Source organism: Mesobacillus foraminis, from assembly GCF_004340465.1.
GTDB classification, from domain to species: Bacteria; Bacillota; Bacilli; order Bacillales; family Cytobacillaceae; genus Mesobacillus_B; species Mesobacillus_B foraminis.
The window spans coordinates 297,479-312,266 of record NZ_SLVV01000004.1; the positions used below are offsets into that span (position 1 = coordinate 297,479).

A 14,788-nucleotide genomic window follows, 5' to 3' on the forward strand; every position below is an offset into this window, starting at 1 on the left:
CGTGAGATTCATTGTTTAATAGCATAGATCAATCTAAATAACTGTTCAGCTGCAAGTTTCAAATTAGTAAAGGTAATCTCTGTTTCCATTGCTCTATCAAGAGTCATAGGTTCATTGATGATGGAAAAATAAGATGTGATGCCGAGATCATTCAGCACCGAGGCCTGCCGGGTTACTCCTCCAGCTAATGCGATGACTGGAATATTATGCTTTGCTGCCATTTTTGCAACCCCTAAAGGAGTCTTCCCCATTGAGGTTTGCCCATCAAGCCTGCCTTCCCCGGTTATGACAAAATCTGTGTTTTCCAGCTTCGTTTCCATACCCATGGTTTCGAGCAATAATTCGGCACCGGAGAGCAACTTCCCATTCAGGAACCCCGCAAAGGCTGCTCCTAATCCGCCGGCTGCTCCAGCACCAGGAATACGTTGAATATCCTTGTTTAATTGATCATATGTTAGTTCCGCGAAATGCTTTAGACCTGCATCCAGCTCCATCACCATTTCCGGTGTTGCCCCTTTTTGCGGGCCGAAAACATAAGATGCCCCATTTTCTCCATATAAAGGATTATGGACATCACAGGCTACCTTGAAAGTACACTCCTTTAGGCGTGGATTAACTCGGGAAACGTCGATTGTTCTGATTTTATGCAGCTCGATTCCTCCAAGACCGACCTCTTTGTTCCTTTCATCAAGGAAAGAAAACCCTAATGCCTGAAGCATGCCTAAACCTGCATCGTTGGTGGAACTGCCGCCAAGTCCAATGGTAAACTCACGGCATCCTCTATCAATGCCATCTAAAATTAGCTCTCCTACTCCAAACGTTGTCGTGGAGGCAGGATTCTTTTTTTCTTCATATACAAGCGGCAAACCACAGGCTGAAGCTACTTCAATTACAGCGCTGTCTTTCCCGATCCTTCCGTAAGTGGCCTGAATTTTCTCTCCCAGGGGACCGGTCACTTCTTTTTCAATGATTTCCCCCTGTTTAGCACGGACGATGGCCTCCACTGTTCCCTCTCCCCCATCAGCCAATGGAAGGGTAATGATTTCAGCATCATGAAAAACGTCCTTAATTCCTTCCTTTATAGCCAAACCAGCATCTAAAGAGGAAAGACTCCCTTTAAAAGAATCAATGGCGATAAGTACTTTCATTTTCCTATCCCTCCATAAGAGAAAAAGACACCTGAACAGTGCCTTTTTCTTAATGTTTAGAACAAAATTGATTGAACTTGATTGGTTTTGACCTTTACTTGAACCTGACTGTTGGCAAGCTCCAGTTTTCCGATTGATTTTTCGTTCAGATTTGCAGCAGACACATGCTCTATTTCCCGGTTAAATTCAAAGGCCGCTGTTGCTTCCGTTTCTGTTGGGTTATAAAAACGCAAGACAAATTGTTCGTCTTTTTCCGCTTTCTTCAATGTACTTAATACAACATTGGGTTCAACCTCTTTTAAGAAACTGAATTCTAAAGGTGTCTTGACATCTGCTTTGTTAAGCTTCATCGCATCGTGCGGAATTTTATTATAGGTCACAACAGGTGTTAGATATTCTTTGGCTGTTCTAGCCACTTTCTCCGGCTGGTCACTTGTTGATATTGCAAATTCCAAGGTTATTTTTCCAATCATCTGCGAATCAGGAGTTGGGAGCTTGATCCCAGATGGGCGGCCCGGCCTGCGAAGCATTTCCTCTTTCCCTAGGAAACCGATGCTTCTAAACAAGGTAATCGCAATAGTATCATAGTTCTCTCCAATGATCTCATACTCTCTCGTACTATTGGTTAATACACTTACACCGAATTTTTCATTAGACAGTCCTGCATAGCTTAACATTGGATAAATAGGATCAGGACGCTCATCCCAGTCTTCTTCCTCCCACACCTCAATAGCAGAATCAATGACATTTCGTTTAATGGACCCAAACTGATGATCTGAAATGGAGAACGATGAGGCAATGCCAGTTGGAATCAAGGCTCTGAGGCGGTGATCCTTAGCACTGTTGTCCGCTTCCAGCTCTACGTGGATGAGCTGTTTGTCATTGGCAACTTTTGCGACAATATGGACATCCACACTGCTATCCAACACTTTTGCTTTTCTCTGCTCAAGGTCGCCCGGAACAACAAGCTTATAGCGGATATCAATGGTCGCCCCGTAAGTGTTTTGGCGGATTTCCGTTTTTGCGTCAACATGATTGGAGTAGATTAATTCTTCATTTGGCAGTGGAGAAAAATCATATTCATCTCCATCATCACCGCCATTTTCCAGGAGGAGTACATTTTCAAAGCTTTGATTTAGTTTTTTATCAAAGATGTTAAGTGTTCCATTACGATTCACGGTAATGCTGTAGAAGTCTGTTTCCACCTTATCAGCAATTGTAAGCGAAGGAGCCATCTCTTTATCGTTTCCTTCAACAAAATAGGTTTTATAGCCCATTGCTGGAAGAGTATCCTTCAGCTGGATGGTGTATTTTATAAATGGATCATAATTTCCATAATGGACAATCTGCCTGTCAATCAAGCCCGGGTCTGTAATTTCGCTGCTGATAATCTCAAAATCCTGTTCTTTTCCGCTCTGGTCGACCAGCTTAAATGATTTAAGCTTTGTCATCACGCTTGTATTTATAATATCTGTCCGTTCATATGGAAGCAAGTTGAATGCTGTTAAGCGATCCTCCTGTTTGGCCGTGTCCATACTGTCAACAATTTTACGCTTGTAAAAATTGATCAGCTGATCCACTTTTTCTTCTGCAAGGAAGAAACGATTGGCAATTTCCCGATGGACTTTATCGGAACAGCAGCAGCCAATGCTGTCATGGGCGTGATTCTTCATGATTTCTTTCCATATTAACTCAATTAAACCATGATGATACTCAAAGCCGAGGCTGTATGCAAGGGAAGCAAGCGGTTCAAGAATATTAGTGATTTTGTTTTCAATTCTAGCATTCGCCGCTTTGATATCCATTCGAGTAGAATAGATGCTGCGATGGACCCGCATATACTTTCCATCTAAAAACTCCCCTTCAAGGGTTGGAAGGTCCTTCTGTTTTTCAAGCTCAGCAAAGACATTTTCATACTTGCTCAGGAAAAATTCCCTGTCTGGATAGAGCTTGCGAAGCTTTTCCATAACGGTAAAAATATTCTTTTGAATCGGCATTTGATCATGGCCGTTTGGAAGCAGGATATTCTCCGTTGTCGCCCCTCGGTCAAGCACCGTAAAATATTTATCTATCCGTTTTTTAAGGGCTTCTTCGTCCTCAGGCAGGTATTTTCCGATTGCATAGCCCAGCGGGAACAATTGTACAAGTACTTTTGATCCATCGTCCGTTTTCCAGTAAAACTCGGTTTTGTCCGTGCCATGGCGCTCAGAAGTGCCTCGCCAAAAGATTGAATACGTGATATCAAACCCATTGAGAATCATTGGCATCTGGGCTGACTGGCCGAAGGAATCTGGAAGATAGCCGATCTTCATAAATTCCCCGAATTCTTTACTGTCTTTTATTCCGTATAAAAGGTTGCGGACAATGGACTCCCCGCCGACAACCATTTCATCTGTCTGGGTATACCAGGGGCCAATAATCAATCGGCCCTCTTGGACAAGCTTTCTCACCCGTTCTTTATTTTCAGGTTTTACGGCAAAATAGTCTTCTAATATCGATGTTTGTCCATCAAGGACATAGTAAGGGTAATCAGGATTCGTTTCAAGCATTTCCATGATTTCTTCCATATTGTTCACTAATAGAATTCTTGATTCTTCTGTAGAGAAATACCATTCTCTGTCCCAGTGCATATGCGGTACGATATGAACCTTTTTCATTGCGATCTCTCCCATCTTATGCAGCTTTTTGTCCAGATTTATTTTTATTTATTTTGTTTTTGCGTGTAGCAATTAATAGAACCATTGAAATGAACGCCCCAATCAAGGCAGCTCCGAACCATATACCTGCTGCTGCCAATAAAGGCTGTCCTTTTAGCAAGGCCAGCGAGAAAATCCCTGCACCCGGCACATCCAGGCCGATGTTGAAGTAGGCGACAATGGCACCGGTAACAGCAGAACCAGCGATTAGGGATGGAATCACACGAAGCGGATCATTAATCATGAATGGAATCGCTCCTTCTGTAATACCTGCAAGTCCCAGCAGCCATGTTTGCTTTCCAATTTCTTGTTCTTGCTTTGTAAAATACTTCTTGCCAATGATCGTTGCTCCAGTTACAGAGAACGCAGAAACCATTTTTACAGATGCAAATGCCGCATAAGGAACTATATTCCCGCTGGCCATTGCACCGATACAGAAAGTGTAGGCAGCTTTATTTACCGGTCCGCCGAGGTCAAATGACACCATTGCTCCTAAAATCGCTCCTAAAATGATGGCATTCGCACCGCTCATGCCGTTTAGCCATTCAATCAATCCGTTGTTCAAAGCGGCCAGAGGCTTTCCGATGACAAACAGCATAATGGAACCTACCACTAATGTCCCAACAACTGGATAAACCCAGAAGCTTATAAAACCAGCAAAAGTACCCTTTGGTTTTACAGTCTGCTTCAAGTACTTCAGGAAATAACCTGCCAAGAGACCGCCCAGCATACCGCCGAGGAATCCGCTTCCAATCAGGTTGGCTGCTACCCCTGCTGCGAAACCAGGCCCTAATGCCGGTTTGTCAGCAATGGAGTATGCCATGTAGGCGGCGAGAATTGGAATCATGAGCTGGCCAAGAAGCGTTCCTCCCAGCTGTCTTAACAGCCATAGCCATGAACCTTCCTGATTATATAGCTCCTGCAAACCAAAAGCCTGTGAGATAAAGACAGCTGCAGCTAAGGTCATTCCTCCTGCTACAATAACAGGGATAATATGGGAAATACCAGTTAACAGTGAATCCTTGATTTCGTTTTTAACATTTTTCCCTTCATTGGAATCGTCTGTGCTGTTCGTTTCAACATACTCCAATTTGGATCCCGTCTCTGCTTTCTTTAAAGCCTGCTGCAGGATGCCTTTCGCATTTCGTAATGGATCGGCAACTGAAGTTTTTACTCTGGGAAGGTGAGCAAACCGATCTTCTCCTTTAACGGCCACGTCAACTGCGAATATGGCCGCATCTGCTTTCTTTAAAAGCTCTTTTGAATGTCGGTCCTCAACCCCATTTGCGCCCTGCTTTTCCACAAATACATTGACTCCCAGTTCTCTTCCAGCCTGTACAAGCGCCTCGGCAGCCATATAGGTATGGGCAATGCCTGCGGGGCAGGCTGTAATGGCCAGTACCGTTTTATCAAAGGAAGGAACCGTTGCGGACTTCACTTTTTGTTGTGCTGCATCCAGACGTTCGAATAGCTCCTGGTTCGTTTCAGCATTCAGTAAACTATTTTTATATTCTTCGTTCGACAGCCTGGTCACTAATTCGGATAAAAGGGCAAGGTGTGTAGATCCTTCCTCCTCTTTAGGAATCGCTAACAAAAACACAAGCTCTACCTGGTTGCCAGGATCGATGCTTTCCCAATCCTTCAATGGCTTTTCAAGTGTCGCGACAGCAAAGGCAGCTTCCTTCACACTGTCTGATTTGCCGTGAGGAATCGCGAGGCCTCCCTCAAAACCTGTCGGTGACATGGCCTCTCGCTCCATGACAGCCTGGTAAAAATCCTTTTCAGACTGTACTTTGCCTTCTGTTGCTAATTGCTGAATTAAATACTTTATAACAGCTTCTTTAGAAGAGAATGACTGTTTTACAGTAATTAAGGATTCTGATGTTAAATTTTTTAACAACATGGTTGTAACCCCTTTCAATAGGTTATGGTTACATCTTAGCAAAAAAAAAAGAAGAAGCCGGGTTCTTCTTACTTTTACACATGGTTCCTCAAATTTACGTTTTATATGTGTATTTATACACATGAATTGGATGCCTCCCAATAGTATTCAGCTAATGCCCTAAGAACCAGCATGACCGGAGTCTTGTCTGTAACATTGTATTCGTTCAGTCTCTTTTCAGGGGAATAGCAATATAAGTTTAAATCTGTGAGGCTTTGCAAAGCATTTTTGGTAAAGTGGGTCAGTGAGATCAATGTAACTCCTCTTTGCTTGGCCAGTTCAGCCATTTCCAGCACTTGCCGGGTCTCACCGGACAGAGAAATAAGAAAGAGAACATCTATCTTCTCCAGGTGATTGATCTCGTAGATCATTTCGTGGCGATGAAAGTAAAATTCCCCATGCTTTCCGGCGACCTTTAGGCTTTTAATCATAACTTCACAGTAAGGTGCGGTATCCCCTACGGCAAAAAAGAGAAGGCGGCGTGCTTCTTGAATTGTTTTTGTCACATTAGCCAGCTTTTCTTCATCAATCAAAGAGATGGTTTTATGTATATTAAAAACAAGGCTGTCTTCCGCAGGAATAGCATTTATTTCATTAAGTTCCTCTTTCAGACTATTTTTCATGTGGGAAAATCCATCGTACCCTAATTTTTTTGACAAACGGGTAATCGTATTTGGCACTGTATAGAGAATCGAGGCTAAGTGCTGTATAGATAAAGTAACTGCCTCGGCTTTATGATTGATGATATATTCAACTATTTGATCCTCGGTATCACTTAGCTTATATTCAAACTTTCGGACCTGTTCTTCGAATTGCATCATGTGAGTACACCTGCTACTTTTATTTGCATCTATAATATATGGTTACTTGAAAGTCATTTTTTAACCTGAAAGACCCAATCATTATATCACAAGAAGAAAGAAACTACGGAAGCAAGACCATACGAATAAAATAAGCACTCGTTTTAAATTGGCAGTTCATTTTCGAAAAACGAGAATGAATCACACTGGAGGTAAAGCTTCCTGCTCTTCCTCCCAAACAATACAGATCCTTTTTGACCTTTTTTTACAAACACGAAAGGACCATAGGTTACTTTAAAACTACTATCGATTTGGACTATGGTCTTAAGAAACAAAGGTGTGATAGGACATATTATTCCCTGTTTTTTATTTATATAAATCGTTCTTTCATTAAACCTGCCATAAATGGCGTTTCTCACACCATTCAATGCTTTTGCAACTTTGAAAGCATTAAAAAAGCTGCCTTAGCAGCCTAAAAAATCTTTTCAAAACAGATATATTCCTGATGGCCTTCTGGCTTGGAACGAAAATAAATGCTCCCCTTTTCCTCATAGCCAAGTTTTTTATATAGCTTTATAGCCCTGCTATTGCCTGAGTAGGCATCAAGACGGATACTGTCATATCCTTTCTCGGCTCCCTTTTTCTCGCAAAGCTTTAAAAATTCTGTCCCGAGCCCCCTCCCTTGAACGCTGGGGTCAATCATTAAGGAGTGAATAATGTAAGGATTCTTCCCATTCCATGAGATTGTACTCCATTCTTCTGCTTCCCATTCATTTAGCACCACGTGCCCAAGTATTTCCTTTTCCTTTGTTAATACATATAAGGTTTTATCATCAATACATTCCTGAAAATATTCTTTATTGGGGTATTGGTCGTCCCATTGGTAAATTCCACTTTTAAATAACTGTTCTCGGCTTGCTAAGTAGATATCGTTAATTTTTTCCAGCATAAAGGTTTTGGCAGGTATTAGTTCATAAGGTTTCGTCTGCATAAGAGTTCTCCTGGATTCTTCTATGAGTATTTTAAATGTGATTCAATTCCACGTATAAATTCAAGCACTTTTTCGAAGGCTTCACGAGCGGATTCACTATGATGATGAGAATGGTATGGATCACCAAATCCGTGTCTTCCGGAAAACTTATGTATCATGATATTTCTTTTATCCAGAGAGGAAATAAATTCATTTACGTCAAACGCCGGCTCTTCTTGTGGAAGAAACAGCATGACAGGTGCTAACTGTTTTTTGTCTCTGTAGTTCCTTATCCTTGAACCATAGTATCCCACGATTCCATCCAGACATTCTTGCTCATTGCATAACCAGGCGGTCGTTGCTCCAACACTGAATCCGATCAGATAGATTTTAGTATACTCATTTTTAACTTTTGATAGTAAAGCTTTTAGTTTTTCCAAAGCTCTTGCAAATCCGACCTGCTCCATAAAATACTGATAAGCTCTTTCTTCTTCAGCATATTCAAAGGGCTCGTCCCTATCCAGTAAATTGGGACAGAGAACCTCAAAACCGCACTCTTTCAAACGTATACAATAGTCTTGTATATGCTGATTAATTCCGTAAATCTCATGTAAAACAATGATGAGACGGTCCTTCTGCCGGAGTTTTTGCATGATCCACATCCCCTTATAAGTAAATATGATAAAAGCAGCGCAATTCCTTAAAGGGAAATGCGCTGCTTTTACAGGAGTCTCATTATGCAGGACTCAAAGCACAGAAACTTGTTATGATGCATCCTCAAACTGGCTATTGTATAGATCGGCATAGAAACCGTTTTTGGCAAGCAATTCCCGGTGATTGCCGCTTTCGATAATGTCTCCATCCTTCATGACGAGGATTAGGTCTGCATTTTTGATTGTTGAAAGCCTGTGGGCAATAACGAAGGACGTTTTGCCGACTGTCAGCTTATCCATCGCCTCCTGAATCAGGACTTCGGTGCGGGTATCAACGGAGCTTGTTGCTTCATCCAAAATGAGCAATGGCGCGTCCTCTACCATGGCACGAGCAATGGTAATCAGCTGTTTCTGGCCAGCGGACAGATTGGCTTTATCATCCAGTACGGTGTCATAACCCATAGGGAGAGTCTGGATAAAATGATGCAGTCCGACTGCTTTACAGGCTGCTTCGACCTCCTCATGAGTGACCCCTTTCCTGGAATAGACGATATTTTCACGAATGGTACCTTCAAACAGCCAGGTGTCCTGAAGAACCATGCAGAACAGCTCATGGATGTTTTCCCTTGTAAGCTGCCTGGTTGGCACGCCATCAATCAAAATCTCTCCACCGCTGACTTCATAAAAGCGCATAAGAAGATTGATCAAAGTAGTCTTGCCTGCTCCAGTAGGACCAACAATGGCCACTTTTTGTCCAGCTTTTGCACAAGCCGAAAAGTTGTTGATAATGATTTTATCTTCACTGTATCCAAAACGGACATTCTTAAATTCAACATGCCCCTTTGCATCCTTCAGTCTCATGGTCTTTTCTTGTTCCTCTGCAAGTTCTTCCTCGGCAAGAAACTCAAATACACGTTCACTTGCAGCAGCCGTTGACTGGAGGTTCGTTGCTGCCTGTGCAAGCTGGGTAAGCGGCTGAGTGAACAGTCGGATATAAATCATAAAGGCAACAATCACACCAAATGAAATGGCATCATTAACAGCAAGCAAGGCACCTACGATACAGACCACTACATAGCCAAAGTTTCCTACGAACATCATCAACGGCATCATAAGCCCCGACAAGAACTGGGACTTCCAGGCGCTGTTATAAAGCCTCGTATTGATTTCATGGAAAGTTTCCTTCGCTTTCTTCTCTCCGTTGTACACCTTCACCACATTATGGCCTGAATAGATCTCTTCAATATGCCCATTAAGCTTCCCGAGCTCTGTTTGCTGCTGGGCAAAATATTTCTGTGACTTGGAGATAATGAACGTCATCAAGGCAAAACCCACAATCGTCGATAGAATTGCCGAGATGGCCATGATCCAGTTGGTATAAAACATCATGATGAGTGTGCCCACAAACATGGTAATTGCTGATACCAGGGTACTTAAACTCTGGTTCATCGTCTGTCCAATCATATCCACATCATTGGTCACACGGCTAAGAACATCCCCGGTGCTTGTTGAGTCAAAATATTTTAGCGGCAGACGATTAATTTTCGTTGAAATGTCGCTGCGTAAATTCTTGGAGACCCGCTGGGTGACTGTCGCCATAATGAATCCTTGTATATAGTTAAAAAAGAAACCCAGCCCGTAAAGAAATGCCAAAAAGCCTGTGACATTGACAACAGCGTCAAGATCAATGCTCGTCATCAATCCTTCTGTAATTAAATCTGTAATCTGGCTGAGCAGTTCTGGACCAGCGATATTGAAGACAGACCCAGCCATTGCAAGAATCAGAGCGATCACAATTAGTGGCAAATAGGTTTTACAATAGGAGATCAGCTGCTTTGCGGTTTTCTTGAAGTCTTTAGCTTTTGCGCCAGGAACACCCATTGGGCCTTTGGGATGTCCTCCTTGTTCTATTGGAGGGGTTTTTCGGTTCTGATCTGCTTTCTTAGCCAATTTCGAGTTCCTCCTTTGACAACTGAGAGTAGGCGATTTCCTGGTAAACGCCACAGTTCAGCATGAGCTCGTCATGCGTACCTATTCCGGCGATTTTGCCTTCGTCAAGCACAATAATGCGGTCCGCATCCTTAATGGTGCCAATCCGCTGGGCAACAATCAGTTTCGTCGCTTCTTTTATTTCTTTTTTAATCAGGGACCGCAGTACTCGATCTGTCCTATAATCAAGCGCAGAAAATGAATCATCAAACAGATAAATTTCTGGATTTTTATAGATAGCACGTGCGATAGACAGCCTTTGCTTCTGTCCGCCGGATAAATTGGTGCCGCCCTGGGCTATGCTTCCCTCATACTGACCTTCCATCTTTTCAATAAATTCAGTGCCCTGTGCTATTTCTACCGCCTTCCTGATGGCCGTTTCATTTTTTGAGTTCTCCCCAATATCCCCATAGGCCACATTTGAAGAAACGGTACCGCTGAACAATATTGCTTTTTGCGATACATACCCAAGCTTGTTGTGGAGTGCCTCCTGGGTGTAATTTTTCACGTTGACCCCGTCAACGAGAACTTCCCCTTCTGTTGCATCATAGAATCGTGGAATCAGGTTGATCAGAGTGCTTTTCCCGCTTCCGGTTGAGCCGATAAAGGCCACCGTCTCCCCCTTATGCGCAGTAAAGCTGATATTATGAAGGATGTATTCACTTGCATCTGGATATTTAAAGCTGACATTACGGAATTCTACTTCCCCGGCAAGCCCTATTTCTCCTTCGGCCAAACCGCCATCGTCTATCTTTGTTTTGGTATCCAGCACCTCGTTAATCCGTTTAGCGGAAACGGAAGCCCGCGGGAGCATGATAAATACAATGGACAGCATCATAAAGGCCATAATGACCTGCATTGCATAGGAGGAGAATACAACCATATCCGAGAACAAGGTAAGTTTATCGGGTGCAGCCGCATCATTAATCAGGAAGGCCCCAATCCAGTAGATTGCGAGACTGATTCCCGACATAATAAGGCCCATGGTCGGCATCATGATCGCCATTGTCCGGTTGGTAAATAGATTGGTCTTTGTAAGGTCGTTGTTCGCCTTTTCAAATTTTTCTTCTTGATACCTTTCCGCATTGTAGGCATGGACCACTCGAATGCCTGTAAGGTTTTCCCTTGTCACGATATTCAGGTTATCCGTCAGGCTTTGAATCATCTTGAATTTCGGCAGCGCCACAAAAATAATGATCGAGAGCATGAGGATCAGGAAGCCTACGGCAAAACCCGTTGCTGCAGTCCATTGCCAGCTTTTCCCCATAATTTTAAAAATCGCCCAGATTGCGAGAATCGGAGCTTTTACAATCGCCTGAAGACCCATTGCAATAAGCAGCTGGATTTGCGTAATATCATTCGTCGAGCGTGTAATCAAACTGGAAGTGGAGAAACCATTGATTTCCTCCATCGAAAAACTCATCGTCTTGTCAAACACCATTCCACGCAGGCGTACTGAAAACCCCGCAGCAACTTTCGCAGCAAAAAAGCCAACCAGCATGGCAGCCGCCATGCTTCCAATGGCACATAAAATCATATAGATGCCCTGCAGGAGAACATCGCTCATCCTGCTTCCTTCTGTCTGGACAAGCATCGTAATTTCATGCATATAATCAGGAAGCTTTAAGTCAAGCCACACCTGTGTCACGATGAACACCAGACTGCAAAGAACCAGCAGCCATTCCTTTTTCTCAAAATATTTAAAAATTCTCAGCATGTATAAACTCCTCCCCCTCCAAATACCTTCCCCTCTATCTAACAGTGTTAGATAATTGAGTAAATCGATCTATACCACTGTCAAGCCTGCTAATAGATTATTCTTCTTCCTTGGAGAATTCTGTAATCCGTTTGATAATCCGCACGAATTCCTGTGCATCATGTTCTCCTAGGTTCCTCAATGTCTGCTCAATCATGGCCATTGCTTCTTCATGTTCTTCCATCATAAAGTTTTTGCCATCCTCGGTAATCGTAACAATCACAATACGTTTATCGCTAGTATCCCTGCTCCGTTCGATGAACCCCTTTTTGGACAGACTGTTCAGGGCTGAAGCTACACGAGGAGTGCTAAGGTACAGCTTGTCACTAAGTTCACCTGATGTTACACCGTCTCTTTCAAAAGTTAAATATCCTAATATTCTTCTTTCACCATGAGAAAGATCATCTACCTTCTTCTGGAACTGCATTTTAGGTGCATTTGTCATGCAGCGGAAAAATTCATTGGCCAGCTCCTTATATTCCATACCAAACTCCTTCCAAAAAAGTATCTAACACTATTAGATAATATTACGGCTGGTTTGTCAAGAAGGGTAAAATAGCAAGATCTGTGCTGTATCCTTCTAATAAATAGAGGGGCTAAGTTCCCAACCAAAAATTTGAGCAGCTACATGGACAGAGGCATATTCTAATAAGGAAGGTTCCCCCTAAAGAAGAATTTTTTCTTATCATGACACTTCACCTGTTCTTTCCCAACAAATGCTTGATAATCTCAAAAAGATAATAAAAACTCATTCTATAGGATTACGTTTCATATTGCTTTTTCTAAATCCAAAGGATAGCCAGGTTCCTCCTGATGAAAATGTTGAATGCCAAGTGCCTCCTTGTTATTCTTGACAACATCAGCAGCTTCACTTCAGGATTTTCATTAAGGATCCAAATAAAAAAACAACCGCCCATATTGAGCGGCCATTAGTTTATCCTCTACTGGCAAAGAGCCCGATTAATCACACAATCCCCATTTGCCACAATTCCCGCATTGCAAGATTGAGAGCCTTCTCTCGTCTCCTTCATAATTTTCGGGATCCACTGCGATTTCCTCGGGAATCTGAACTTCCCAGCAATACATTGCGTAATTTATATAGTCATCAATTTTTTCATCAATACAATGACATTCAATACAGCCATTATGCTCAAAAACAGAATCTGGCAATCCAGAAGTAAACTCGTGTACATTCATTTTGATGTAATCGATTTCATGATTGGATGGGGCCGTCATTGCAGATGCATATGCAATGGTGAAATCTTCTCTCCTCAGCATTATGTGTCTCCTCTCTATAACCTTTCCAATAGTATAAATCCCCATAAATTACCCGCATACACTCTTTTATGGTCATTAATTTCACATTTATTCCCGTGCCTTGGAGATTTTCTCCTCTTCTTACATACATAATCATGCGACACCCGTCTTATTCACTTAGTTTTCATACCACCTTAAAAACGTTAGCCTCTCATTGTGTCCCTGCATGATTTTCCTCATCATGCAGCAGGAACACAAAGACTTTTTATACTGAACCTAATGACATGTGTATCGGCCCATTCTTTGTTCATTCAATTACCTTCATGAACGTGGTTAGACATCCTTTAATGGATAATTTATACATTCGTCGCATTGGGCGAAAAGCCCTACAATCAAGGAAGCTAAAGGCACTCCTTTTAACCGAAGAACAGCGGTAACCAATAAAATCTAGCCTAAAAATTAAAAAAAGTGCGTTAATCCAGATTAAACGGATTAACGCACTTTTTACATCTGCAGGTGACGGAAATCAACCTTTCCCTTTTTCCGCAGCCTTATTATTGCTAGGTGCAAACCAGCCAAGCAGGGCGATTGCAACTAACACTCCATAGAAGACCACGGTCCAGCCAGTACTGTGTGGGAAATGATGGTCCAAGATCCCAATATCTTCATGGGCAAGAGTGATGACAACCAGTTTAACACCGACCCAAGCGACAATCGCGTAGGCGGTTGTTTCAAGTGCAGGACGTTTATCGAGCAACTGTACAAACCAGGTAGCCGCATATTTAATTAAAATCAGGCCGGCAATTCCTCCAAGAAGGATAACTAGAAATTGTCCTCCATCCATGCCGCCGAAATGACCAAGCGGGGAATCTGGAAGACCCAGTGCCAGGGCGACCGCTGCAAGGATCGAGTCGATCGCAAACGCGAGGTCAGCTAACGCAATCTTCCCGACTGTCGGCCAGAAGCCTTTCCCCGCAGCCTCCTTCTCGTCATCTTTATGGATATTCTTATTTTCTTTCCCAAAACGTGCCTGAATCACATGCTTTAAACCCAGGTAAAGCAGATAAGCTGCCCCAATTGCCTGTATTTGCCAGACATTTGCAATAAAAGAAATCGCAAAAAGTGCACCAAACCGAAAAACAAAGGCCATAAGGATCCCGTAGTTTATCGCCCTTTTTTTCTGATCTTCAGGCAAATGCTTGGCAATTACAGCTAATACAAGGGCATTATCCGCAGATAGCAAACCTTCTAATCCAATTAAAATTAACAATGCCCAAGCGTATTCAAGCCATATTGAATCCATCCACCTCTCTCCTTTCTATATCTAATATGTTTCTTTAGAGGTTGGCTAACAATTAGATTTTCCATATCAGCCACAGGTAATCCTAAGTATACAATATTAATTCGTTAATCAGCTACTGGGAAGCACTAGATATGTGATAATTTTAACAATAAATCCAATAACTGACTGTATAGGTTTCCTCCGGATACCTGATATCGCCTACTCTACTAATCCCTTTTACAAGAAGCTTAAAACCTCATCCTCACCATGTTTCTCCAAATTTCTTCTGTTCTGT

Annotated in this window: 11 protein-coding genes; all 11 read right to left on the reverse strand. The window is 42.5% G+C overall.

The window, feature by feature from the left end:
* Positions 1-8 precede the first annotated feature (8 nt).
* The gene (locus EV146_RS08295; RefSeq protein WP_132004504.1) at positions 9-1,148 is read right to left on the reverse strand and encodes a glycerate kinase family protein; all 1,140 of its coding nucleotides are present in this window, start codon (positions 1,146-1,148) and stop codon (positions 9-11) included.
* A 56-nt stretch (positions 1,149-1,204) separates the two neighbouring features.
* Positions 1,205-3,805, reverse strand: a complete 2,601-nt coding sequence (mngB, locus tag EV146_RS08300) for a mannosylglycerate hydrolase (RefSeq protein ID WP_132004507.1) — start codon at positions 3,803-3,805, stop codon at positions 1,205-1,207.
* A gap of 16 nt (positions 3,806-3,821) precedes the next feature.
* Entirely contained in the window at positions 3,822-5,747 is a 1,926-nt protein-coding gene (mngA, locus tag EV146_RS08305) for a PTS 2-O-a-mannosyl-D-glycerate transporter subunit IIABC (protein WP_132004510.1), read from the reverse strand.
* A gap of 113 nt (positions 5,748-5,860) precedes the next feature.
* Positions 5,861-6,607: a MurR/RpiR family transcriptional regulator gene (locus tag EV146_RS08310; RefSeq protein WP_132004513.1), complete on the reverse strand. Its 747-nt coding sequence runs from the start codon at positions 6,605-6,607 to the stop codon at positions 5,861-5,863.
* A 451-nt stretch (positions 6,608-7,058) separates the two neighbouring features.
* Entirely contained in the window at positions 7,059-7,577 is a 519-nt protein-coding gene (locus EV146_RS08315) for a GNAT family N-acetyltransferase (protein ID WP_132004516.1), read from the reverse strand.
* A gap of 20 nt (positions 7,578-7,597) precedes the next feature.
* Positions 7,598-8,209, reverse strand: coding sequence for a dienelactone hydrolase family protein (locus tag EV146_RS08320; protein ID WP_219916447.1), 612 nt, complete (start codon positions 8,207-8,209; stop codon positions 7,598-7,600).
* Positions 8,210-8,320: 111 nt separating this feature from the next.
* Positions 8,321-10,090 (reverse strand): ABC transporter ATP-binding protein, encoded by a 1,770-nt coding sequence (locus EV146_RS08325; RefSeq protein WP_132004898.1) that lies wholly within the window; start codon positions 10,088-10,090, stop codon positions 8,321-8,323.
* Between the two features lie 61 nt (positions 10,091-10,151).
* Positions 10,152-11,915: an ABC transporter ATP-binding protein gene (locus EV146_RS08330; RefSeq protein ID WP_132004519.1), complete on the reverse strand. Its 1,764-nt coding sequence runs from the start codon at positions 11,913-11,915 to the stop codon at positions 10,152-10,154.
* A 97-nt stretch (positions 11,916-12,012) separates the two neighbouring features.
* Positions 12,013-12,438, reverse strand: coding sequence for a MarR family winged helix-turn-helix transcriptional regulator (locus EV146_RS08335; protein WP_132004522.1), 426 nt, complete (start codon positions 12,436-12,438; stop codon positions 12,013-12,015).
* 476 nt (positions 12,439-12,914) lie between these two features.
* Complete coding sequence (locus EV146_RS08340; protein ID WP_132004525.1) at positions 12,915-13,232, reverse strand: hypothetical protein; 318 nt, start codon at positions 13,230-13,232, stop codon at positions 12,915-12,917.
* Between the two features lie 505 nt (positions 13,233-13,737).
* Positions 13,738-14,514 (reverse strand): TerC family protein, encoded by a 777-nt coding sequence (locus tag EV146_RS08345; protein ID WP_132004528.1) that lies wholly within the window; start codon positions 14,512-14,514, stop codon positions 13,738-13,740.
* Between the last annotated feature and the right edge of the window lie 274 nt (positions 14,515-14,788).